General features: G+C 55.7%; 12 protein-coding genes. 7 read left to right on the top strand and 5 right to left on the bottom strand.

Annotation, left to right across the window (positions count from 1 at the left end; translation table 11 throughout):
* Nucleotides 1–107: 107 nt before the first annotated feature.
* Nucleotides 108–1454: a hypothetical protein gene (locus PW789_RS04480; protein WP_299372034.1), complete on the top strand. Its 1347-nt coding sequence runs from the start codon at nt 108–110 to the stop codon at nt 1452–1454.
* 599 nt (nt 1455–2053) lie between these two features.
* On the opposite strand, the gene PW789_RS04475 is transcribed toward PW789_RS04480, so the two are convergent.
* Complete coding sequence (locus PW789_RS04475; protein WP_299372032.1) at nt 2054–3580, bottom strand: hypothetical protein; 1527 nt, start codon at nt 3578–3580, stop codon at nt 2054–2056.
* A gap of 101 nt (nt 3581–3681) precedes the next feature.
* On the opposite strand from PW789_RS04475, the gene PW789_RS04470 reads away from it, so the two are divergent.
* The 5 genes from PW789_RS04470 (at nt 3682) to PW789_RS04450 (ending at nt 14454) form a co-directional block, all read left to right on the top strand.
* Nucleotides 3682–7395 (top strand): carboxypeptidase regulatory-like domain-containing protein, encoded by a 3714-nt coding sequence (locus PW789_RS04470; protein WP_367182479.1) that lies wholly within the window; start codon nt 3682–3684, stop codon nt 7393–7395.
* A 79-nt stretch (nt 7396–7474) separates the two neighbouring features.
* A complete protein-coding gene (locus tag PW789_RS04465; RefSeq protein ID WP_299372029.1) occupies nt 7475–9292 on the top strand; it encodes a heparinase II/III family protein in 1818 nt (605 codons plus the stop codon).
* Between the two features lie 463 nt (nt 9293–9755).
* Complete coding sequence (locus PW789_RS04460; RefSeq protein ID WP_299372026.1) at nt 9756–10928, top strand: PepSY domain-containing protein; 1173 nt, start codon at nt 9756–9758, stop codon at nt 10926–10928.
* Between the two features lie 3 nt (nt 10929–10931).
* Complete coding sequence (locus tag PW789_RS04455; RefSeq protein WP_299372023.1) at nt 10932–11138, top strand: hypothetical protein; 207 nt, start codon at nt 10932–10934, stop codon at nt 11136–11138.
* 163 nt (nt 11139–11301) lie between these two features.
* The gene (locus tag PW789_RS04450) at nt 11302–14454 is read left to right on the top strand and encodes a TonB-dependent receptor (RefSeq protein ID WP_299372020.1); all 3153 of its coding nucleotides are present in this window, start codon (nt 11302–11304) and stop codon (nt 14452–14454) included.
* 155 nt (nt 14455–14609) lie between these two features.
* On the opposite strand, the gene PW789_RS04445 is transcribed toward PW789_RS04450, so the two are convergent.
* Nucleotides 14610–17837 (bottom strand): TonB-dependent receptor, encoded by a 3228-nt coding sequence (locus tag PW789_RS04445; protein WP_299372017.1) that lies wholly within the window; start codon nt 17835–17837, stop codon nt 14610–14612.
* Nucleotides 17838–18161: 324 nt separating this feature from the next.
* Between PW789_RS04445 and PW789_RS04440 the strand changes: the two genes are divergently transcribed.
* Nucleotides 18162–19049 carry a MurR/RpiR family transcriptional regulator gene (locus tag PW789_RS04440; RefSeq protein ID WP_299372014.1) on the top strand — a complete coding sequence of 296 codons (888 nt, stop codon included), beginning with the start codon at nt 18162–18164 and terminating at the stop codon, nt 19047–19049.
* Nucleotides 19050–19055: 6 nt separating this feature from the next.
* Here PW789_RS04440 and PW789_RS04435 read toward each other — a convergent pair whose 3' ends face one another.
* Genes PW789_RS04435 through PW789_RS04425 form a run of 3 tightly spaced genes read right to left on the bottom strand, consistent with a single transcriptional unit; the run spans nt 19056 to nt 24242 of the window.
* Entirely contained in the window at nt 19056–21443 is a 2388-nt protein-coding gene (locus PW789_RS04435; RefSeq protein WP_299372011.1) for a serine hydrolase, read from the bottom strand.
* Nucleotides 21440–23071: an amidohydrolase family protein gene (locus PW789_RS04430; RefSeq protein ID WP_299372008.1), complete on the bottom strand. Its 1632-nt coding sequence runs from the start codon at nt 23069–23071 to the stop codon at nt 21440–21442. The genes PW789_RS04435 and PW789_RS04430 overlap by 4 nt, the downstream gene beginning before the upstream one ends.
* Before the next feature lie 25 nt (nt 23072–23096).
* A complete protein-coding gene (locus PW789_RS04425; RefSeq protein WP_299372005.1) occupies nt 23097–24242 on the bottom strand; it encodes a M20 family metallopeptidase in 1146 nt (381 codons plus the stop codon).
* Nucleotides 24243–24335: the final 93 nt, after the last annotated feature.

The following is a 24335-nucleotide window of genomic DNA, read 5'->3' as shown; positions in this document are numbered from 1 at the left end:
AAAGGTTAAATCTGAGGATAAAAATGCTGTGTTCATACGATTGCCTTCCCTTTACAGAGAATCAGTAGAATGAAAGGCATTCATTCAAGGGTGTGAGGCAATCCTGCTTGCAAACACAAGAGACATTGTCTCCAACGACAAAGCGCGAACTGGTGCAACGCATTATTGCTTCAGGACCATTCAATAAGTCGGAACGGCTTTCCAGCTTTTTGTTGCACATCTGTGAGCTTGAGGTGCAGGGACGAGCCGCCGAATTGAGTGAAAAGGAGATAGGCCACTCGGTCTTTCGATTGCCGATAGACTACGATCCGAGTACCGATGGAATCGTCCGTTCCCATGCCAGCCGCCTGAGGCGCCGACTCGAAATGTATTACATGCGAGAAGGGAGTGAAGAACACCTTCGCATCGTCATTCCTCGAGGGAGTTATCAGCCAAGATTTGAGCGGATCGAACTCAACTCCGCTGCGAAGCAGACGGACCAGTCGGAGGTCGCCCTTTCAGCGAAAAGAGAGGAGAGAGTTGAATCCTCTTCCCCTGAGGGATCTCCTTTACCTCCTTTAATAAAGGAGGAGCAGAAAGACACTGATCTGGTTCCGGCTGTCTCCCGTCGAGTACCGTGGCTGGGAATTGTGGCGGGATTCATTGTGATGAGTTTGATCTCCGGGGCTTTGCTCTATCGGCATTTCCGTACCGCGAATCTGACGGATATATCCCCGTTGGCAGCCCTATTTACAAAGGGGCGGCCTACAATCCTGGTCCCAGGAGATAGCGGTCTTGTTATATGGCAGGAGACACAGCACAGGAATCTCACCCTGCCGGATTACCTTGCTTCCAATTACAGCAAGACTCACGAGGGGGCATTCAGCCCTGAAGAGCAAATCGCTCTTAGCCTGCTGAGACGACGGTATACGTCGATGGTTGACCTTGAGATTGTCCAGAAGCTCTCAAACATGGCGCAAATCTATCAGGCTGAACCGCTTCTGCGTTTTGCGCGCGATGTACGCCCGAATGACCTGAAATACAACAATGTGGTCCTTATCGGCAGCAGTGAAACCAATCCCTGGAACCAGATGTTTCAAGGGACAATGAATTTTGTGCTAACAAAGGACCACCAGCGAACGCTTTATACAATCGAGAATCGCCATCCTGCGCATGGAGAACCTGCTCAATGGTTTTCAGACCCGGCGGATCGACTGAAAAACGCCTATTGCAAGGTATCTTATCTGGCGAACCCTTCAGGAGCGGGAAACGTATTAGTGCTCGAGGGAACCTCCATGGCAGGAACTGAATGCGCATGGGAGTTCATCTCGAATCAGGGGAGGCTAAAACAGTTTTTGAAGATGGTCGATTGGAGAGATCACCAGGCTCCGCACTTTGAAGTTCTTCTGAGAACCAGCAATCTTGGTGGTAATGCTGCCGCAAGTGAAATTGTCGCGTGGCGCATCTCAAACTAGCTGGGGAATCTGTGTCCAGATCATCGACTATTGCGATGACCTGGGGATTTCTAATCACCATGGGATCGTTCTGACCACTTCACCGGCGTGAGGAGTCCTTTCATTGCGCTTGCTGCTACATATGCAGGAGTAGAAAGCTTCCAACGCTGGCACTCTATCGCTCTCCAGCCTCTGACGTTGCACTTCGTGCGCTACATACCATGTTTCTGAATTTGAGTTTCAAACTCTACCCTGGCGCCGGACACTTTTTGATGATGGAGCAGCCTGAAGACTTCAATCATCAACTTGTCCAGTTCTTCAAAGACCAGTCTCCTGCGATTTAAAAGGCAAAAGAAACACATGGGCTACTTTCTGCTATGGGCCACCGTCATCGATCATGGCTTGGCCCATAGTTTATTGGGCTAGGCGACTTGATTTGTAATCGTGTGACGTCCGATCTGGCGTGACAGTCGGCTGGTCTAGTCCCGGGGGGGCGTGACTGGCCATGTTTCTTCAGAGATGCTGCACTACCGTGCGAGTGGGGATTCCATCCCTATTCTTGCTAAATTCTGACTTCTTCCGATGCCCCGCATTGAAGTATTTAGATCCCCAGAACCACGCTACATTCGTAGAGACAGAAGGTCGAAACTATTCTCGGACTGTTCTTCCATATGGACACTCTTGAAGAACAGCTCGAAGTAATCGAGGTTCTTTCGGTGGAACAAGGCATCAACCTCGGGCGGCATCTTGCCGTGTAATAGAAACTGTGAGGCTCCTTCAACCGAGGCGGTATCGCTACCAGTGATCAATAAAACGAATCCGCTTCTCGTAGGGTTGGGCACCATTGCAACCGATACATACTGGTTGCTTCCCCTACCTGCGGGAGTGTCGATGATGTACTCCTTCTGCTCCCCGGGCAGCGGCTTCACATTCTCGAAGTATCTTGCTCCGTTGGGAGCCTGCTTCAACTGAAAGTTGGTGCGGTCGACAAAAAGCGTTACCCACGGATTGCTGTCTTGACTGCCAATCAGGATGGTGTTGCCTTCGTTGAAGTCCCGCACGCGTATATCGCGGGCATACTGCAGCCGTGCTGAATGATTAACACTGCGGATGGCATCCATGAAGCCGAACGCTAATTGTGATTCCGTCTCCGTCGTATTTCTGCGAAGAGCAAGCTGGTAAAGCAACTTGCGTTCTTCGGGATCACTAAGCGTTTCGATCTGTCGCCGGGGATAGTCCTTCGCCACGTAATCATTCGCCAGGATGTCCTGCCGCGTAACGAGATGGATCATCATCTCGGAGGTGTCGGGCAGCACCACTGAAAACGATCTTCCCATCTGCGATAAGAGCTGCAGGAACGCAGGGTTATAGTCACTTGCTCGCGGGTCTCCCGTTCCGCCTGCTCCGTGCAATCGGCTGATAAGCAGCGCGCCGAGAACCAACGCCTCGGCAACTCCCACCATCGTCAGCCACATACCAACCCGCTTCCACCAGCTGCGCAGTGGAGTATGAGGCAGATCACTGGAGGCACGTTGTGAAGAATCGCTTCCCGCAGGGTGATAGGCAGCGGGTTGAGGGCACTTCCCGGTCGTGTGAACCGCCGAGCTGAATGCTCTGGGCTCATCTATCGACTGCACTACTGGTTGAAAAACAGGGCTGTAACTACCTTTGGGAATCGTCAGGAGCAGGCGCTCTTGCCGGCCTTCCTCCTCGCTGAAGTACTGCTCGAGCTTACGGCGTAGATTGATGAACTGAGCACGGACGATATTATCGTTCGCCGGATTGAAGTCGTTCCGCCGCGATAGAGCATTGCAGGCAATCTCGTACTCGTGAAGTACCGTCTCCGGATGCAGGATTCCCGCCTCAGCGATGTACAGGAGCATTTTCTTTAGCTGCTCGGCACGTTGAAACCTCTCGCTTAAGACGATCCGCTGGACCAGTTGCCAGCGCTCGTCGCTCTCCAACGCGCTAGTGCGCGGAACAGACGACTCGAAGATAACGACCTCACTCGACATTCTTGTTCCCCGCTGCTGAAACGGACTTACAGGCTGGTTGGCCTTCAGCCGCGCTGATGGCCTAATCGACAGCGAAAACCATAACATCTGGCGCTTTTTACGTAAAGAGTTGTTCAGAAACGCGCGATTCACTTGCCATCACCCCAGATGCGTCGGAAGATTCTCCCCTGTTAAAGGCAGAGGCGCAGCCAAGGCCCATCACGAAAGATACGTAACTTCAGGGAGGAACCACTATGACGGGAAGAATTTGGGGTCATCATGCAATGCAGCGGGCTTTACGCTCAGCGGCTTTAAGCGCCGGACTGATTGCAGGGCTATTCTCTTCGATAGAACCAGCCCTCTATGCACAGAGCGGTTCCGGTTCCATCCAGGGAACAGTCTCGGACTCAAGCGGAGGCGTCATCCCCCAAGCCAGCGTGAATGTCATCAATATCGGCACCGGGGCATCCGTGCAGACAAGCACTAATGGCGCCGGCTTCTACAGCATCCCCTCACTGTTTGCGGGCAACTACACCGTTACATTTGCGGCACCCGGGCTGAAGAAATACGAAACCACTTTAACGCTTCAGGTCGCGCAAGTCGCCACGATTAACCCACAGATGTCCGCCGGAGCCGTAACGGAGCAAGTGACCGTACAGGGTAACACTGTGCAGTTGGCAACCTACGACAGCGGAACCATCAGTTCCACCCTCGATAACGCCCGGCTAAGCGAGCTTCCTGTGAACGGCCGCTTTCTCCTCTCCCTTGCAGGTGTGACCACGCCGGGTCTTGAGGGCGGCGGCCAGCGCGCCAATGGAAACATGGGCGAAGCGCTCGAATATGTGCAAGACGGCGCACCGCTGGTCAATCGTAACTTCGGTGGTGCAGGAAACTCCACGCAGGCACAGCTACCCGACCCTGACGCTGTACAGGAAGTCCGCATTGAGACGACGAACTCCAATGCGCGCTTCTCCACGCCTGCGACGGGAATCATTACCACGAAGTCTGGTACGAACCGTTTTCATGGCTCTCTCTTCGAGACCGCCCGCAATAACGCCATAGGCATCGCCAAGGTCAGGCAGAATCCGGCCGACTATGCGGCCCCACATTATGTTCGCAACGAGTTCGGCGGCTCAATCGGCGGCCCCATCGATATTCCCAAAATCTATGACGGCCACGACCGGTCTTTCTTCTTCTTTGCTTACGAACGTTACTCTCTTCGCAGTTTTTCGAGCGAGCTTGTGACCGTGCCGATGGTGAACTGGAGGGCCGGTGACTTTAGCAATCTAACCAATGCCAGTGGAGTACTGCTGAAGATATACGATCCGACAACGACGGACCCCGTTACGGGACAACGTCAGCAGTTTGCTGGCAACAAAATCGATCCTTCGCGTATGAGTCCTCTCGCGCAAAAGCTTATGGCGATTACGCCCCTGCCAACCTCGAACGACAATCCTCTGGTCGCTCCAAACCTGAATACCGCCGGCATCAATAACGCCACGATTCCGCAGTACAACTTCCGCATAGACCATACGCTCAATGAGCGTAATCGCGCGTTCCTGCGCTTCACCTCAATCAACCAGGACCAGGCGAGCCTTCGCAACTATCCCTCGAACTCCGCAGCCTCAATCGCCGGTGCAGGACTACCCGCAGGAGCAACCGGCCTGCAGCAGATTCTGGTTACGACCGTCAGCTCCGCGCTGGGCTACACACATGTTTTCTCGCCCACATTCGTCTCTGAGACCAACGTGGCACAACAGTGGTTCAACCAGTACTTCGTCGGTGGCGGTCAGCCCAACTTGAACTATGAACAGATGCTTGGACTGCCGAACAACTTTGGTCAGGTAGGCTTTCCAAACATAAGCGGCGGCTCCATGCCCTACGGCGGAACCCAGTTCAACTACAAAGAGGCGCAGATCATCACCAACGTTGATCAGAACTTCAACAAGATCGTTGGGCGGCACCAACTCCTTTTCGGTGGCCGTTACCGCCACGAGCGCTTCGGCTATCTCCCCGACCGCGGAAGCGACTCCATTAGCTTTGGCGCCTACGCCAGCGCAAATCTCGACCCCTCTTCAGGAGCGAACTATACCGGCCTGCAGAATACTGGCAACGCCAATGCCGACCTCTTTCTTGGGGCCGCCTATAGTTATAGTGTCTATCGCAATGCCCCATACGGACACTATCGCGATCAGGAAATCGACTCCTACTTTCAGGACGACTTTCATGTGAACAAGAACCTTACGCTCAATGCCGGCGTGCGATGGGAGATCCATCCCGGACCATACACCAAAGACGGCCTCACACAGAGTTTTGATCTTAAGAACAAGGCAATCGTGCTGCAGTATCCCACCGACTACTACATACAGAAGGGATATACCACGCAGTCCATCGTTACCAATCTTACCCAACTTGGCGTGAAGTTCGAGACCCCAGAAGTAGCGGGCATTCCGCAGACAATGCTATTTGACTACAACTTCACCTTCAGTCCACGAATCGGCTTCGCGTATACGCCATTCAATGGAAGACACGGGACGGTGATACGCGCAGGCTTCGGGCGATTCATTTATCCGGTCCCTATTCGCAACTCGCTCAAATTGCCGATTGCCAATGCTCCATTCACTGCCTCGTATTCCACAAGCTATACCACTTCGAATCAATCGCCTGACGGTCTGCCTAACTATCTGCTGCGCAAACCGCAGGCGGTTGTCGCGGGACTCAACAGCACCAACGTGATCGACTCGTCTTCGATCACCTCCATTCAACCTGGCGTCACGCTGACCACGCTCGATCCGCACTATCCTCCCGCATATGTCACACAGTTGAATTTCACCATCGAGCAGCCAGTAAAGTTCAATACGGTGCTTCGTGTGACCTATCTCTATGATCATGGAACCAACCTCGACCAGAACTGGTACTACAACAACCATCCTTCCACCTATGTGTGGGAAGCAGTCAACGGTGTCGTGCCCCCGACAGGACAGTACTCAAACACAGCCACAGGACCTTACGACCAGACCACTTATGGTGGAGGTGCAGTTCTCAGCCAGAAGAGCGGCTATTCCAACGACAACGCTCTGCAGATCAATGCGCAGCGTCTCTTCAAAAACGGATATGCCTTCCAGGTTTATTGGGTCTACTCACAGGCATTTCGCGTAGGAGGAAACACTTTCCGCGACAGCCAACTTTATCCCGCTGCAAACTTTTTGCCCAGCGTGCTTCCTTCAAGCGACCCTGGCGAACTGAATCGCTTCCAGAACTATCAACTCGACACGGCAATTCCTCGTCATCACATCGCCTTCAACGGCCTTGTCGATCTTCCTTTTGGAAAAGGAAAAGCAGTTTTCGGCAATGCCAACCGCTTCTGGAATGCACTCATCGGTGGCTTCCAGGTAGCAGGGTTAGGCGAGGTCGTCTCGCAATCCTTTCAGGTTGCATCTGGCAATTGGGGGCCGACGAACCCGATCCACGCCTATCGGGACTCGAAGCATATAACCGATTGTCGCAGCGGTGTCTGCCGCAAGGCGAACCTCTGGTTTAACGGCTACATCGCTCCCAGCTCTATCAATACCGCAACGAACGGTGTCTCCGGCCTGCCTTCGGACTATGTTCCCTATCAGGTCCCGATCAACAACGTGCCCGGCACAACCAACTACGGCAACAACAATGTCCCGCTCAAGCTGAAGGATGGATCCACCGTGCAAGTGGCTTACTCGCCGGGGCCGAAAGGTGTAAACCGTTACTCGAAGACGTTTCTTCAGGGCCCCATGAACTACCGCGCGGACCTCTCACTCTTCAAGGTTTTTGCCATCACTGAGGCGGTTAAGCTTCGCATCAATTTCGATGCTTTTAACGCCTTCAATATCCAGGGGTATAACAACCCCAACACAACTGACGGCACGCAGAACTTTCTCAACTCTTATTGGTCAGGGCGCCAGATCCAGCTGACTGCAAGACTCACGTTCTAACAATAGATATCTGTCTATTCAACTCTGTCCCCGGAAGGAAGATATGTCATATTCGAAGAACCGTCGGGCATTCCTAGGAATGGCCGGCAAGGCTGGCACACTGGCCGCGCTCAGGCCGGACAGGCTGCTTGGAGAGCTCTTCACGCAGCCTGACATCTCGAAGTTGATTAGCGAAAAGCTGCATCGCGAACATCCACGGCTGCACTTGCGCAAGTCTCAGTGGGATGTTCTTCGAGAAGCAATCCGCCAGGACACATTGTTGACGCACTGGTACGAGCAATTACAGCAGACTGCAGCCACAATGTTGGCGCAGCCAACTGCCCAATATAAACTTGTCGGCCCGCGCCTGCTCTATGAGAGCCGAGCCGCACTCGCTCGCATCTCCGTGCTGGCAGGGTTATATCGACTGGACGGGGATCTAAAAAAAGCTGACCGCGCGCGTGAGGAGCTTCGTGCCATCTGCGCCTTCCCCTCGTGGCATCCACCGCACTTCCTCGACGTTGCCGAGATGACTAATGCAGCTGCGCTTGGCTACGATTGGATATACGAGGTGCTCTCCGAAGAGGAACGCCGCACGATACGGTTGAAGATCGTCGAGTTCGGTCTTCGTCCTGGACTCGCAGAATACTCACGCGGCGTCAGCTGGTCTCTGCCGTTCGCCAACAACTGGGGTCAGGTGTGCGCCGGCGGCCTCACCGTGGGAGCTCTCGCCATCGCACAGGACGGAGCCGACGATCCAGGAGGTCTTGCACCTGAACCCGCACATATTCTCGCGCTGACGACTGAGAAGATTCGTAATCCGATGATGAACTATGCACCGGACGGCGGATGGCCCGAAGGGCCAGGTTATTGGTCATATGCAACCAACTACACCTGCTACATGCTTTCAGCCTTGCTCAGCGCACTGAATACAGACCTCGATCTCTCAGAGATCGAAGGCTTCGCGCAGACCGGAGATTTCCGCGTAGCATCCATTGGCCCCTCGGGCCAGCAGTTCAACTACGCTGACGCCGGTGCCAAGACCGGCGTCGCACCTGAGATGCTGTGGCTTGGCAAACGCTTTAACAAACCGCTCTACATCACCAGCGAGTGTTCCGTAGTAAGCCGCGCACAGCCCGGCATCTTTCACCTTGTCTGGTCGTCGCCGCACACCGTGGACATCAAGAGCGAACCTCTGCCTGTAGACATCAACTTTAAGCGCATCGACCTCGCTTACTTTCGCAGCTCCTGGACCGACCCCAACGCGGTCTTCGTCGGCTTCAAAGGCGGCAGCAACAAAGTCTCACATGGCCATCTTGATCTCGGCACCTTCGTTCTCGACGCCGCTGGCGAGCGCTGGGCCATCGATCTCGGCCCGGACGACTACGATCTCCCCGGCTACTTCGGCGCGCAGCGATGGGATTACTACAGGCTCCGGACCGAAGGCCATAATACGCTTAGCATTGGAGACGACAATCAGATAACGTCAGCTAAAGCGCCACTCGCGGACTTCAAGTCGACAGCGCAAGCGGGACAGGCAACGGTAGATCTAACGGAGGCCTACAGCTCGTGGCTTCGCTCAGTCAGACGAACAATTGTTCTCGAACGTCAGCCACAAACGCGCGTTGTCATCACAGACACCATTACAAAAGGTACAGCACAGACGGTTCGCTGGAACATGCACACATCCGCAGAGGTCACTATCCAGGCGAACTCCGCAACGCTGAGACTCAACGGCAAGTCGGTTCGGCTTACTGCTGAGTCTCCCAAAGGGGGTAAGTTTTCAACAATCAGCGCAGACCCTCCAAAGCCCCAGGGCCAGCAACCCAACGTAAAGAACCTGATTATGGAGTGCCCAATCAACGATGATCGGGAACTCCCATTCTTGATCCGTGTGACATTTACATTCCAGCCGTGATCGCAGAAGGCGATCTATGCGGGCGCTGCTCCCGGGATAAGTTCATCCGGAGATCTTCTACTCGATGAAAGAACTCCGTGTTGACGCGTCCACGACAACACCGTCAGCCTGCGCTCCTCATGGGGATAAGACCATCAGGCAATCCACCTAAACCCGAAGCCCACATGGGAATGCACGGCTCGAAACAGGATGGCGATCCGTGGTTTGCTCTTCTATCCGAGCACCGTGGCTGTTGATCAGATTGCAAATGTGTGACCCCAGAGTCGACGTCTGCAATCTGGCGGGACAAGAGCGGTCTTTTTAGGTATCCTAAAGCGGACCACTTTAGTCTTATATTGCCACTCGCGTCTGTCTTTTGGCGAAGCATCGCGAGTGGCCCGAGATCGACAACCCAAAAGGCCTGCGAATATCTATCCATGGATGCTCGAAGTGGCCTTTAGATCGCTCCAGAAAGGCATCCGTGATGAAGATCTTCCATTCGATTCGGCCCCAAGCGGTACGTACCTGGTACCGGATTCACAAATGGTCGAGCCTTATATGCACAGCATTTCTCCTGATCGCGTGCATCACCGGTCTGCCCCTTGTCTTCATGGACGAGCTGATTGATCTGACTCAGCCACACGAGCACCCCGTCGCAACTCCGGCAGGAGCTTCTCTTGTGAGTCTCGACCAGTTGGTCCGTCAGACCGAGACTCTCTATCCATCACTGCACGCCTACGCAGTTGCACTCGACGACGACGAGCCGCGGGTGTTCGTGACGATGACCGCCACACCGAATCCGAAGAGCGCCGCGGACCTTCACGCCGTTGTTTATGACGCACACACAGGCAAGCAGCTCAAGCAGCCACAGTTCGGAGGATCGTTTCTGGATGCTGTCTTTCGGTTGCACCGTGAACTCTTCCTGGGTTTATCCGGCGAACTCCTGATGGGAGCAATGTCTCTCTCCTTCGTTCTGTCTCTCATCTCCGGAGCGCTGGTCTATGGTCCATTCATGCGGCGGCTGGACTTCGGAACCTACCGTTCCCAGGCAGCGGCACGCGTTCGCTGGTTCGATCTGCACAACCTGCTCGGCATCGTCACTCTATCCTGGGCGCTGGTAATCGGTCTTACCGGCGTGATGAATGCACTGGCCACACCGCTCTTCGGCCTCTGGCGCGCACAAACCATGCCGGCTTTGCTCGCTCCCTACCGTGGCCAACCTGTCCCACAGCGTTTTGCTTCGATCGATCAAGCAATGGCGAGCGCAGCCAAAGCGCTCCCCTACATGGAGACCACGTCTGTCCTTTTTCCCAATGCAGTCGTAGGCTCCTCACGTCACTACATTGTGTGGACCCGGGGCAAGACACCGATGACCTCCCGGCTTTTTACCCCGGTGCTCGTCGATGCCTCGACCGGTCAGGTCACAGTAGCGAAGGCCCTGCCCTGGTACCTTCGCCTGTTGGAGGTATGCAGGCCATTGCATTTCGGCGATTATGGCGGCCTTCCTTTGAAGATTCTTTGGGCGCTCTTTGATGTGGCAATCATCATGGTCCTCGGAAGCGGACTCTATCTGTGGGTCTCCCGCCGAAGAACCCCCATAGAAAAAGAGCTCGATCGTCTTGTAGCTCTCAAAGAAGAAGAGTCGCAGGGAGTCTAGACAATGAGCCATTCTTTTCCATTTCGTCGTGTCTACGGAGCTGCGATCGTGCTGGCTGTAATCACTCTCTATGGACTCCTGTCAGCGCTTGTCGGTGACGGCATCTGGGACGCTCTCTCCTGGGTAGCCATGGCGGTTCCGCTGGTGGTGATCGCATGGAAGTTCGGCAGCGGACGACGGAAGCCGACACAAGCAGCAAATCGACAGTAGAACCGATACAAAAGTTTCATGCGGTTGTCTTTTGGCGAAGCACCGCAAAAACTCTGAGATCGACAAACCACGCGAACGGCCATGAGGGGCGTTCGCCTTAAAGAAAGGCAAATGGATGACCTGCTCTGCCGTTTTTCTATGGAACGAAAAATTTTCGCGCCTGATGTCTACACTCCTTCGTAACGTTGGCGTTCTGGCACTGGTTTTCTCTGGCACAGTTGCATTCGCCCAGAATGCACAGCTCTCCGGCCTGGTACGCGACTCCTCCAAGGCGTCAATCCCCAATGCCGCAATTGAGCTCGAGAGCACCAGCACTCACGTGAAGTGGCAGGCCAGGAGCAATGGCGAAGGTCTCTATCTGCTACCGTCTCTACAACCGGGCGTCTACCGTATGACCGTGCAGGCGCGGGGTTTTGATCAACAGGTTATCCAGGGGCTCAAGCTTGAAGTTGCCGCCAAGGTCTCGCTTGAGATCACCTTGAAGGTCGGAAGCGAGAACCAGACGGTTACCGTCGATGGCAGTGGTTTACAGATGAATACGATGGATGCTTCGGTCAGCACAGTGATCGATCAGAAGTTCGTCGAAAATATCCCACTCAACGGCCGTAGCTTCCAGTCTCTCCTGTCACTGGTACCTGGTGTGACGGCGGTTCCCTCCAACGGGGTCGGCTCGGGTGGAGAAATGACGGTGAACGGTCAGCGCACCGAGGCGAATTACTTTACCGTAGACGGCGTAAGCGCGAACTCTGGAGCCGGTCTTTCGACGCCAGGATATGGCGCTGGATACTCCGGCTCCGTCGCCGGGGAAACGGCTCTCGGCACGACACAAAGTATTGTTCCGATAGACGCTCTGCAAGAGTTCCGCGCCACCACCTCAACCTACTCCGCGGAGTATGGACGTACGCCCGGCGGTCAGTTCTCCTTCAATACTCGGAGCGGTACAAACCGTTTTCATGGATCGGTGTACGACTATTTCCGCAACGATGCCCTGGATGCGAATAGCTGGTTCAACAACTTTAACGGCCTGCAGCGTACCGCCGAACGCCAGAACGACTTCGGCGGTACCTTCCACGGTCCGGTCGTTATCCCTGGCCTCTACGACGGCCGCGACCGTAGCTTCTTCTTCTTTGCATATGAAGGGCTTCGTCTCCGCTCCCCCCAGTCTGCAATCACCTCCGAGGTGCCGAGTCTGGCTCTGCGTCAGAGTGCCTCGACGCCCGTGCTGCAGAAGCTACTGAATGCATTTCCTCTTCCCACCCTCAACGATCGCACTGACGGTCTGGCCCACGCGACCCTGGCCTACTCTCTGCCGAGTCAGCTTGATAACGCCAGCATCCGCGGCGACCATCACTTCAATGATCGCTTTAGCGTATTCGGCCGCTTTTCGACGACGCCCTCCTCGACCCAATCCCGCGCATCCGCCAGCTCCGGAAATCTTGCCCAGTTGACCTCCTCCACCATCAACATCAAGAATGTGACGCTGGGTGCGACAACTCTGATCACCCATGCCCTCGCCAACGAAGCCCGCTTTGGCATGACATGGAACGATTCGAAGTCGTCACCGCGCATCGACAACTTCGGCGGGGCTACCCCCTTGGACTACGATTCGCTCAACATGCCGGGAGTCGGCCCCACCGACTGGGTCTTCCTCTATCTGTGGGACAAATATCCGGCGGTGCGCTTTCAACCTCAGCAGAACAAACAGCGTCAGTTCAATATCGTCGACTCCATGACCTTCTCGGTGGGTCGGCACAGCTTCAAGTGGGGCGTCGATTACAGAAATATGCTGACATCCTTTCCCCTAGCTAAGACCTATGAATCGGTGGGCTTCGCAAACGCTGCCGCTGTAGCCGCCAGCACAGCACCATCGGTAACAATTTATAGCGCGGGCATCACGGCCAAGCCTGAGTTTCATAACCTAGGACTTTATGTCCAAGATGAGTGGAAGGCCACTCCCCGGCTGAATCTCTCGCTCGGCCTTCGCTGGGATCTGAACCCTGCTCCGACGGATGCCGGAGGAAATCAACCCTACGCCCTCACCAGCACGGACGTCACCACCCTCAAGCTCGCTGAAAAGGGAGTGCCTCTCTGGAAGACAACCTATAACAACTTCGCGCCACGTGTCGCCTTTGCCTATCAGGCCTCGCAGACTCCAGGCCGTGAGATCGTAGTCCGCGCGGGATATGGTCTGTTCTACGACATCGGAAGCAGTGTTGCAGCACAGGGCTACTGGTATGCGACCGGTATCACGTCGCTTACGACCTTCACTAACGTCAGCTTTCCCCTGAGTGACGCTCAGCTGAGCACCATCAGCCAGCCAAACACCAATACCCCTTATAAGCAGCTCATGGTCGGTTTCGATCCAGAGCTGAAGCTACCCCGCACACAGCAGTGGAACGTTGCCATTGAACAGGCACTCGGACCGAGACAGAATCTGACCATCACCTATGTGGGATCGGCAGGCAGCAAGCTCACGACACAGAAGCAGTATTACCCTGCGAAGAGCGGCAATTCGAACTACGCAGCAAGCTCCTACCTCTACCTGACCAAGAATGGGGCCTCGTCCAACTACAACGCCCTGCAACTTCAATTTCAGAGGCAGCTGTCCCACGGTCTTCAGGCATTGCTATCGTATACATGGGCCCACTCGATCGATGACGCAACCAGCAACTTCCAGATCGCGACACAGTTGCGCGCCAGCTCTGATACCGATATCTCGCATAATTTTCAAGCTGCTCTGACATACGATCTACCCACACGCTATAACTCACGCATTCTTTCCTCCACCCTCGGAGGATGGGCCGTGGATGGCCGAACGTTCGCCCGGACGGCGTTACCCGTCGATGTGATCTCAAATGCCGCCCTTGCAGATTCAAGCGGCATCGTCATTAGTAACCACCCCAATCGCGTTGCGGGTCAACCACTCTATATCACGGACGCATCTGCGCCCAATCGCCGCGCGATCAACTATGCAGCGTACTCCGTTGCTTATGCTTCGGACGGTACAACCCTGGTCGAAGGGAATGCAGGACGCAACAGCGCACGAGGCTTTGGAGCAGTGCAGACCGATCTGGCTCTGCGCCGCGAGTTCGTCTTTACCGAGCGAACCGGTCTCCAGTTCCGGGTCGAAGCCTTCAACCTACTGAATCACCCGATCTTCGGTGCGGTCTACAATCAGTTGTCCTATGGGCAAACCGGTGCATCACGATTCGGCATCGCCTACAATCTTCTTTCAAACTCACTGGGTGGCCTCAACTCCCTGTATCAGAGCGGCGGACCACGCTCTCTTCAGCTCGCCGTGAAACTTCATTTCTGAAAGGCGCAAACGAGCCAGTTTTTGGTCCTGAACGGATGCGAACTTCGTCAAGAAGTCGCATCCGTTTTTAACAAGGGAACGCGGGAATGAATCCTATATGTCCATAAAGTTATGGGCTATTTTCAGTTGAACTGCGACGATGCAAGGCGTCCATGCTAGAAGGTAAATCGCAGGCCGACCTGCCCTTCTCTGCCCGCAAGGTTCTGCTTGGTTGTCGGAGGCGTCGTTCCCGTACTGTCAGGGTTGTGATACTGATAAATGCCCGCGATGTTTGCGTTATTGAAGAGGTTGAACATCTCGAAGTAGAGACTCAGCTTCTTCTTTTCCATCACATTGAAGGTCTTCGCGGCACGTACATCCATGTTGACGAACTTCGCGACGCGCTGACCGTTACGGATAGTGTCCAGATCACGGGCGCCGTAGAGGCCGTCTCCATCAACATCCGGTGGATCTGTGGAGGTCAGGGTGTAGGCGAAGCCGCTCTGCATACGCAAAATACTGCTCAATTGGAATCCATAAGGAAGCTCATAGATACCGTGCGCCAGGAAGGTGTGCGGTATCGAGAGATCAGACGGACCGTAATCCAGATTCGCACCGTTGTAATGGCTTTGTGCCTTCGGAATATAGTTTCCGTTGCTGGCGATAAAGCCAGAGTTCGAGTTGTTCTTTCCTGAAACCGGGTCCGTGTAGTTCGGCACGGCGCCGACGTAGCTATCGGTGGGGAACGCCGAATAGGTTAGTCCCATGCCGTTGGTCTGTGCACTGGTATTCAGGCTGGAGTTCAGCATGTTGTCCCACTGCTTGGCGTAGGTATAGACCAGAGCGCCCTGGAAGTGATGCGACATGCGCTTCTTCAACTCCACCGTCAGGCCGTCGAAGAAACCACCAAACCACGGTCCGTAACCAAGAACACTTTGACTGCCGTTGGTATAGGTGCTCTCGCCATCGGGCGTTCTGGCACCAAAGGTAAGATTGGTCACGCGAACGCCAAGGATATGGTTGATATTCCGGTGGAAGTAATCAACGTTCAATGACAGCGTATCCGTCAGCTGCTGCTCAACTCCGAAGTGGATCGCTGTAGTATACGGAGTTTTGAACGAGGGATCGACCGTGACAGGGACCGAGTACTGCGAGAAGGCGTTGTGGATCGAGAGATTGTTGAAAAGGTCCCAGGTAAAGTAGCCATCCTTTTGCCCGATTGCAGCCGCGGCCGCAGCCAGATAAGCATCTGGAGTTAGTCCAGTCAGGCTCTGCACATTGCCCGCGTTGACAACCGCTCCCGACGCAATAGAACCGTGCCCACTGGAGACCACCGAGTTCAGGTGATCGACGCCGTACAGCGGCGTCACGCCGTCGTCGTTACAGGTCAACTTTGCATTCGCAATCTGGGCATCCGTCATCGAGTTCGCTACGCAGGGAACATTGAGACCGTTGCCATTGAAGTAGGAGGTAATTCCAGTGGGGTTACCGTAAAACAGTCTGGGAAAGGAAAGATACTTCTGGCTGACAATATTCGCCCCGCCGAAACCGGGGATATCGCGCGCCACTCCAAGCCGGAAGTGGTCGTAGAAGATGCCATAACTGGCATGAATTACCGTCTTGGGAAGCACGTTCCAGGCAACGCCGATGCGCGGCGAGACATTCCCCTTGTTTGGGAAGGTCGAGTCGTAGTCCCAGCGAATGCCAAGGTTCAGTGTCAGCTTGGGTGCGATCTGCCAGTCATCCTGCGCGTAAAGTCCGCTGTAATGGTTACGCAGTTTGATCTTGTTGTCGGCTGCGGTCGCTCCACCCTGCGCGCTGAGATAGTAGATTCCGGAGTCGACCGAACCATACTGTGCCAGATCGCTGACCGTCGAGAACAGCTGGCTGAAAAGTGCCGTGGCCTCCGTGCCGTCGACGTGCGTCTGTTGGTAGTCGTAGCCGAACTTCGGATTGTGATGACCAAACCTCTTGGTCGCATTACTACCTAGCGACCAGTAACGCTGATCAAGCGTGGCGGGCGTATAACCAGCACCGTACGAAACCTGCCCCAGGTCGCCGAAGAGTTGCCCGGTATCCACACTCGAAAAGAGATTATCGAGCGTATTAGCCAAACCAGCCTCGGGATGGGAAGCACTGACCTGCGAGGGTTCGCGGCGATATTGCAGATACGAGGTCACCAGCAGAGGATTGCCGAGGTCTCCGATCATCCACGAGTCCGTCCCGCCGATCATCAGGTAACGCGAGCCGATGTTCGAGCGCGTCGAAGGAAGGTTCGTCGCAGAAGACAGTGGCAGATAGTCACTCAGATGATTGTTGTTGTAGTTGAACTGCTCCGAGATATAGTGACGCTTGAACTGCTCATCCAGCTTGAAACGGCCGCGCGTGTCGTTCGTCATCTGATGCTTGTTGTAGGCCGCTTCGGTCTGCTTCAGAATATCGGGTGTCCCCTCGGGGTAAACAAAATTCAGTTGACGCGACTCCATGATGCGCTCGGCAGAACCAAAGTAGAAGAGCTTGTCCTTGATAAGCCAACCGCCCAGCTGCGCTGCCGGGTCCCAGCGCAGAAGAAACGGCGTTGCATTGGAGTTATTGGAGGAGTCGAGCTTGTAGTTGCGGTGAAAGAAAGTCACCATTCCGTGCGTATCGTTGGTTCCGCTTCGGCTTACCACGTTGATGACGCCGCCGGAGGAATGCCCGAACTCGGCCTTGTACGACGACGTCAATACCTGAAACTCCAGGATGGCGTCCTGATTGAACTGGGCCGCCGCACCGCCGCTCAGATAGTTATTGTTCGGCATGCCATCGATCAGATAATTCGCATTGCCTCCGCGTTCGCCGAGAATCGGCGTCGCCTGGTCGCCGCTTGAATCTGCCGCGCGGTTGATGGCGACACCTGGTACCAACTGCATCAGATCGAGATAATTGCGCCCGTTGATCGGGATATCAAGAATCTGCCGCGTCTCGATCGTCGTTCCGGTCGAGGAATTATTCAGTTCGAGCTCCGGCTGCGAAGACTGCACCACGATCTCCTCCACTCTGCTCGAAAGATTAAGACGGATCGTTGGGGAGAAGATCTGGTTGACGAGCACCTCGGCGCTCGGGATCAACTGGGTAGCAAATCCTGAGGCGGAGATCTGAATCCTGTAAAAACCCGGCGTCAAACCCTTCATCTGAAACTCGCCGCTCTTGTCGCTGACAGTCTGACGAGCGGCCTTCGTCGCAAAGCTGGTCACCTCGACCGTAGCTCCCGTGATGGCGCCGCCTTGCTGATCCACAACATGGCCATTGATGGATGAAGCAACCTGACCAAAGGCTGCCGGCGAAAGCAAGCTCGTCGCCGGCAGCCCAACAATCACAACACCAAGGAGAAAAGAGCAACAACGCAGAACCCGAGCAGTCATACGAGCAGTCCTTCTGAAGAGAAGATTTTTACTACGAAAGACAAGAATCCAAGGACAGTAGGGAGAGCTCCCACCAGAAGCGAATACCCCGAAGAGAAGCAGCGCTGAGCCGCCGCAGGTATAAAATGCAACAAACGTTTCTTTTTTTGATAAGTATGTTGCTATATGAAACAGCTGTCAACACAAAATCATCGACAAAGCAGCACAAAGGCTTTGATATTTACCAGAATCACGTGACGCATCATATGTTGCCATATATTCCGACTATGCAGGTCGTGCAAACCAATGATTGACAAGCCCCACAATTCGAGAGATTCTCCCTTGGTGCCAGACAAGAAGAGAGAAGATGCAGGCCTGCCCCCCGGCAATCTATCCACCTGGATGGAGAAGCTGAGCCCTAAGCGTCGAGACCTGATTCAGACGCTGTTGCAGGATCCCAGAACCTACGTCCTGCTGAGTGTTCGCGCCGTCGCCGCGCGATTGGATACAGACCCCGCCACCATCGTGCGTGTCGTACAGCGCATGGGATTTGCGAATTACCGCGCCTTTCAGAACTATCTACACGACCTATCCATCTCCAACGCCACATCCTTCGACGGCATGCAGGCTGCCAGCGAGAGCAGCGCGCACTCCGGCGACTTCGAGCACCACATGCAGGCGACACTGCAACAGGATGTTCGCAACCTCAACGCGCTCCGCGCCAGCCTCGACATGAATCGCCTGAAGGCTCTTGCTCGCCGCATGCATACAGCAAAGCGCTGCCTGATCCTCGGGGGGGACCTTGCCGAAAATCTGGTGCACTACCTTGCCTACCATCTTTCCATCATCGGTCTCCCGGTCCACACCGCAACAACCGTCGGACGCAGCATCCATATCACGCGCAGCTTCGGCAAAAACGATCTGGTTCTTGCCATCAGCTTTCGGCGCGGCCTGCGCCATACTGTCGACGGCATGAAACGAGCCCGATCTAACGGCGCCTACTGCGTTGGTATTACCGGAACCTACATCTCGCCAATTGCACGCTACGCCGACGAGTTCTTCATCGCTCCGATTGAGAGCCAATCGTTCATCGACTCCTACGTTGCGCCTATAGCTTTGGCCAACCAGATCCTCGTCGCCGCGGCCAACTACAAGCGTGAGATCTCTCTGGAACTGCTACGCGAGGCATCCGAGGAGCAACGCCGCGGCTATCGCTGGTATGAGGCCGATTAAGCGTGGCTATCGTGCAGCGCTACGCGAGGCATCCATCTGCTCGAACGTCACGTTGAGCAATGGATACTTCTTCCAGTCTTTGTAGTCGAAGTGCCACCACTCGAACTCGTAGACGGTGAACCCCTCGGCCTCCATCGCTCGCCGCAGCAGATCACGTTGCCAGCGCTGCTTCGAAGTTCCCCCCATATAGAAGGGATAGCTGCGCTCCGACATCTCGTCGTAGCCGCCAGTCATCACGAGGGGCTTGCCTGTCTTCAGATCGTAGAGCGTCAGGTCTACAGCACAGCCACGATTGTGTCGCGAGCCCTGGCTCGGATCGGCAACAAAAATCTTCCTGTCGTCCGGCGTGCCGTCCCAGAACATCTTCGTTACGTACCATGGACGGTAGGCGTCGTGAATAAGCAGACCATATCCATGTTTGCGCAACGCTGCCGAGACGTGCGCCACGGCCTCCGCAGCGGGCCGCTGCATAAACGCACGTTGCTGTGCATAAACGGCTGCGCCAAGAAAGTTACGAGTCGACGCATATCGCACATCGAGCTTGATCGTCGGGTCGAGAGAGGTCAACTCAACAAGGTCCGGCGCAAGCCGTGCTCCATCCTCCGTGGGAGGAGTTGCCGCCAAGGCCTCACGTCGCAGCTGATCGACTGGTTTCAACGCTCGTGCCAGCTGGTAGACCTCACCATCCTGCGGCAATGCGCGCCGCTTGAACAGAACGGCGCCCACCGTCACTCCCGTTACCTGACCCTTTGCGTCCCTCACAAAAGAGACTTTCTCCGAATCGTACAAGCCACGCTTTGGCATGCGAAAGCTGTCCGGCCCCTCCTGCGTCAAGGGGTCCAATTCAAACCACTCGATCAAAAGTGTCAGCTTTCCATGATCTTCAAGAACGTACAGCTTGTCGTAGTCCCAGCCATACTCCCCGATCAGCTCTTTCCACTGCGGATCAAGTGCGGTCGGAAGAGGATCTGCCTCCCGGCGATAGCTCTGGCCACCGAGGCTCAGCATATTCTCGCCGATCGCCAGCTTCTCCTCGCCCATCGCCAACCTGCTGTCGCGCACCAGCGTTCCTCGCGGCGCCGCACGCAGCTGCTTCAGCTCGACCAAGCTGTTGCCGTCGTTCAGCATCAGCTTCTCCTCGTGCTCCTCGAGCATGACGGACTTGCCGTGAGCACCCTCGTATCGCCCGGACCAAGCCAACACGTCCTGTCTCTTCAAGGGCTCGGTGACTGTCACCTTCGGCAACTCGCCTCCAGAGGCTCTCGCAAGCATGGCCTCCAACGCCAGCTTCGACAGCGCATGCACCACTGCATTTGTCGAATCCATCGAGCAAAGGATCACAATGCCGAGGCGCTCATCCGGAAGAGCGTCAACCTCCGAAGAGAATCCATAGATGCCGCCACTATGCCCGACAACCTTGCGTCCATTCCAGTTTCCCACCACGAAACCAAGACCAAAGTGCGACTCTGTTCCATCATTCATTTTCTGAGCGGTCATCATCGACTGCAATGTATCGTGCTGCACAAGCTGCGTCCCGTCGCTGTTCTTACCGCCGCGAAAGATCATCTCAAGAAAGCGAGACAGATCGGTCACATTCGAATACAGAGAACCTGCAGGTGCCTCGCCCAGATCGAAGGTTGGCGTGCTGACTTCGAGACCGTCATAAGTCCACATTCTTCCATCGGCAAGCAGATCACTCTTTACCCTCCCCCGCGTGAAAGCCGAATCATTCATCTGCATCTGCGCCAGCACCGAGCGCTGCATCCACTCGGCATAGGGCATACCCGCAGTCTTCTCCAACGCGTAGCCAACAACTCCAACTGCTGCGTTTGAGTAGCGCATCTCCGATCCCGGCGCATACACCAGCGGAGTGCGATTCAGGCTCAGCACCGTCTCTCGCAACGAGGGATTTGTATCGTCGAAGTAATGCCCGACCGGGGCCTCACGCATCAGTCCCGAGCTGTGCGACATCATACGACGCAACGTCATTTGGGTCTTAAACGAATTCGCAGGATGGAACTCCGGCAGATAGGTTGCGATCGGCTCATCCAGCAACAGACGCCCTTTTTCTACCTGCTGCATAATGGCAAGATCGGTGAAAAGCTTGCTGACGGAGCCAACGCGGTACACCGTCTGTGCCGATGCAGGCCGCCTCCTCTGCGCATCCGCGAAGCCAAAACCCTTTGCCCAAACAATCTGCTGCCCCTCGGGCCTGTTGCCGTCGACCAGAGCTACGGATATGGCGGGCAGTCCCTTACTTTCGATCTGCTGCTCTATGGCGAACGAGAGGAGTCGCGCAACGTCCCTGTACTCGGCAGCAGGCGCTATGTCCTGCGCCACAGCAGAGCCGCAGACAAGCGCAGCTCCAAACACCGCACGCACGATGCATCTCATCGCGTGCCTCCATTCTTTGCCTCGTAGCCAGGGCCATAGAGCACCTCGCCGGGCTTAGCACCGGTGTGCTGCTCGTGCTCGACCACAACTTCACCATTCACCAACACGTATTCGATACCCTTCGGGTAGCTCACTGGTTTCTCATAGGTTGATGTGTCCTGGATCGTGTCGTAGTTGAACATCGTGACATCAGCCCACATTCCTTCACGAATCAGACCGCGACCCTCCAGGCGAAAGCGCTCTGCTGGCCAGCCCGTCATCTTTCGCACGGCTTCTTCGAGCGTGAGCACATGCTGTTCGCGGACATATCGCGCGATCAGTCGCGGGAAGTTTCCATAAGCACGGGGATGATTCAGGTCCGAAGCTCCACCCGCCACCTCCGAACTTCCGGCATCCGATCCAATGCTCGTCCAGGGGAAACGCAACGCCGTCTGTACATCCTGCTCACTCATCATGTGATAAACGGCCTGCAGCCCCGCTCCCTCCTCGGCCACAAGATCGAAGGCCGCATCGGCAGGATCACTGTTGCGATCCTTCGCGATCTCGACCATGCTCTTGCCCAGATATTTTCTGTTCTGCGGCTGCGTTGCGTCGGACAGCATAATTCCATCCCACCCACCCGCTGCCGTAAGGATGTTCCACCAGCCCGGAGAGCCAACCTGCTGCTCACGCTTCAGACGCGCCCGAATAGTCGGATCTTTAAGGCGTTCCTTCAGCTTCTCCTCTCCCCCTTCAAAGGCCCATGAGGGAATGGTCGCTTGCAGCCACGTTCCACCAGCGTCATACAAGTACATGTCAGCTGCGACCTCAACGCCACGGGCCCGCGCAGCATTTACATGTTCCCCGATCAGCTGCATGCTGCGCCCCCAGTCCGGCTTGTAGGCCACCTTCACGTGGAAGATCTCTCCCGGCAGGTGCGCCTTCTCGGAGATCTCGATCAGCTCGTCCACGCCGCTCAGGACACCTGCGCCCTCATCACGAACATGGCTTGCATAGATACCGCCGTACTGACCGGCGACGCTTGCCATCGCTATCAGCTCCGGCGTCTGCGCAAAGCTACCGGGCGGATAGATTAGCGCCGTCGTCATGCCCCTCGCGCCGCCCTTCATCGCGGTCGCCATCAGCGTCTTCATGCGCCCTAATTCTTCAGCGCTCGGTACACGCGTGCTGTGGTCGAGCACCGCGATGCGTGCCTGTTCTTCGCTGTAATATGTGCCGAAGTTGATCGAGATACCCTGCCTATTCAGCTGCGCAAAGTAACTCGCCAGCTGCTCGGCAGGAACCGGCGCCCCGCTCTCCCCTGCAATCGCCGTCGTTACCCCTTCACGCACCTTATTGTCAGCAAGACCGTTCTTCAGCAGCGTCGCTCCGCTCTGGTCCATCGCGTCGATCCAGCCCGGTGAGACATACAACCCCTTTGCATCGATTTCTCTACGCCCTTTGCCCTCCACTCTGCCGATCTTGACAAAGCGACCGTGTGCGATTGCGACATCGGCCGCAATCCAAGGACTCCCGCTGCCATCCAACACGCGTCCGTTGCGAATCACGACGTCGTAGGCAGGTTGCTGCGACACCGCCGCAAGAGGTGGCAATGCGAACATCACAGTCAGAGCAAGTTTGCCAATCATTCGTTCTCCTTCTCGATCGATGCCTCTACAACATCATGCAAGCAAGCAAGGCTGTGCGCGGTGCAAGGCAACTCTCCTGCAGATGCTCCGTCACAGCATGTGCTCCGCCGCCGACCGCTCCCATACCGTCCAGCGTCGGAATACCAAGTCCGGCGGTGAAGTTGCCGTCACTGCCGCCGCCAGTTGCAGCCTCTGTCAGCACAAACCCCATGTCTCGCGCCGCCTTCTGTGCTCGGCGGAACAGCGCCACAGTCCCTCGGCCTCTCTCCATGGGAGGGCGATTGATCTCTCCCGTCAGCATCAGGCTGCAGGCCTTATCTCTCGGCTTCAGAGCGCGAAGTCTACGCTCAATCTGTACGCCGTCACGCACACGTGGAATACGCACGTCAATTACGGCCTCTGCCTCTGCCGCTACAACATTCGATCGCGTACCGCCATGGATCAGCCCAGGATTCACCGTCACTCCTGTCTTGAGATTCGTCAGAGCTGCAATACTCTCCAGCTGCCACGCCAGCTCCAACACAGCGCTATGACCAGCGGCAAAGTCCACACCAGCGTGCGAGGCAATACCCTGCACCTTCAGCTCAAAGAGCCCGACTCCCTTGCGCGCCGTCTTGTAGGCTCCCTCTGGTCCCTGCGCTGGCTCCAGCACGTACACAGCACTACATGCTGCCGCAATCTTTTCTGTCAGCGTGCGCGAACCCGGACTGCCGATCTCTTCATCTGCGTGCAGCAAAAGAATCACAGGCCGCTGCAGCAGACATTCCTCCAGCAGCATCTCGATAGCCGTAATCGCCATTGCAACGCCGGCCTTCATATCCAGCACGCCGGGACCGCTCACACGACCATTCTTCACACTCCACGGCATCGTCTTCAGCGTGCCGTGATCCCACACGGTGTCGAGATGTCCCAACAGCAGGATTGGCGCCAACTTTGAGCGAACAGGCCCAAAACGCGCCTCCAACGAATCGCCGTAACCCTTGCTGCGATGCAGGCGCACGCGGGCTCCCAACGTGCGGCACCACTCCGCCACCAGTGCCGTAGCACGGTTAACCGCCTCGGCGCTGCTTGAAGGAGATTCGATCTCCACCAGTTCCCTGGTGCGGCTCAGGATCGTTGGCTTTGCTGCTTCCGCCACTCTCAGCAGCCGTGCCTCTATCTTCTCTTCCATCGAACGGCTCCATCTCCCTGGTGGGGCACTCGATCGCGACCACAATATCGCCCTGCGGTTAGCATCGAGCGCCCCATTCGTCCACCCATTTGA

The organism is Edaphobacter sp. (assembly GCF_028283685.1).
Taxonomy (GTDB): Bacteria; Acidobacteriota; Terriglobia; order Terriglobales; family Acidobacteriaceae; genus Edaphobacter.
This window is presented reverse-complemented; position numbering and strand designations above follow the sequence as displayed.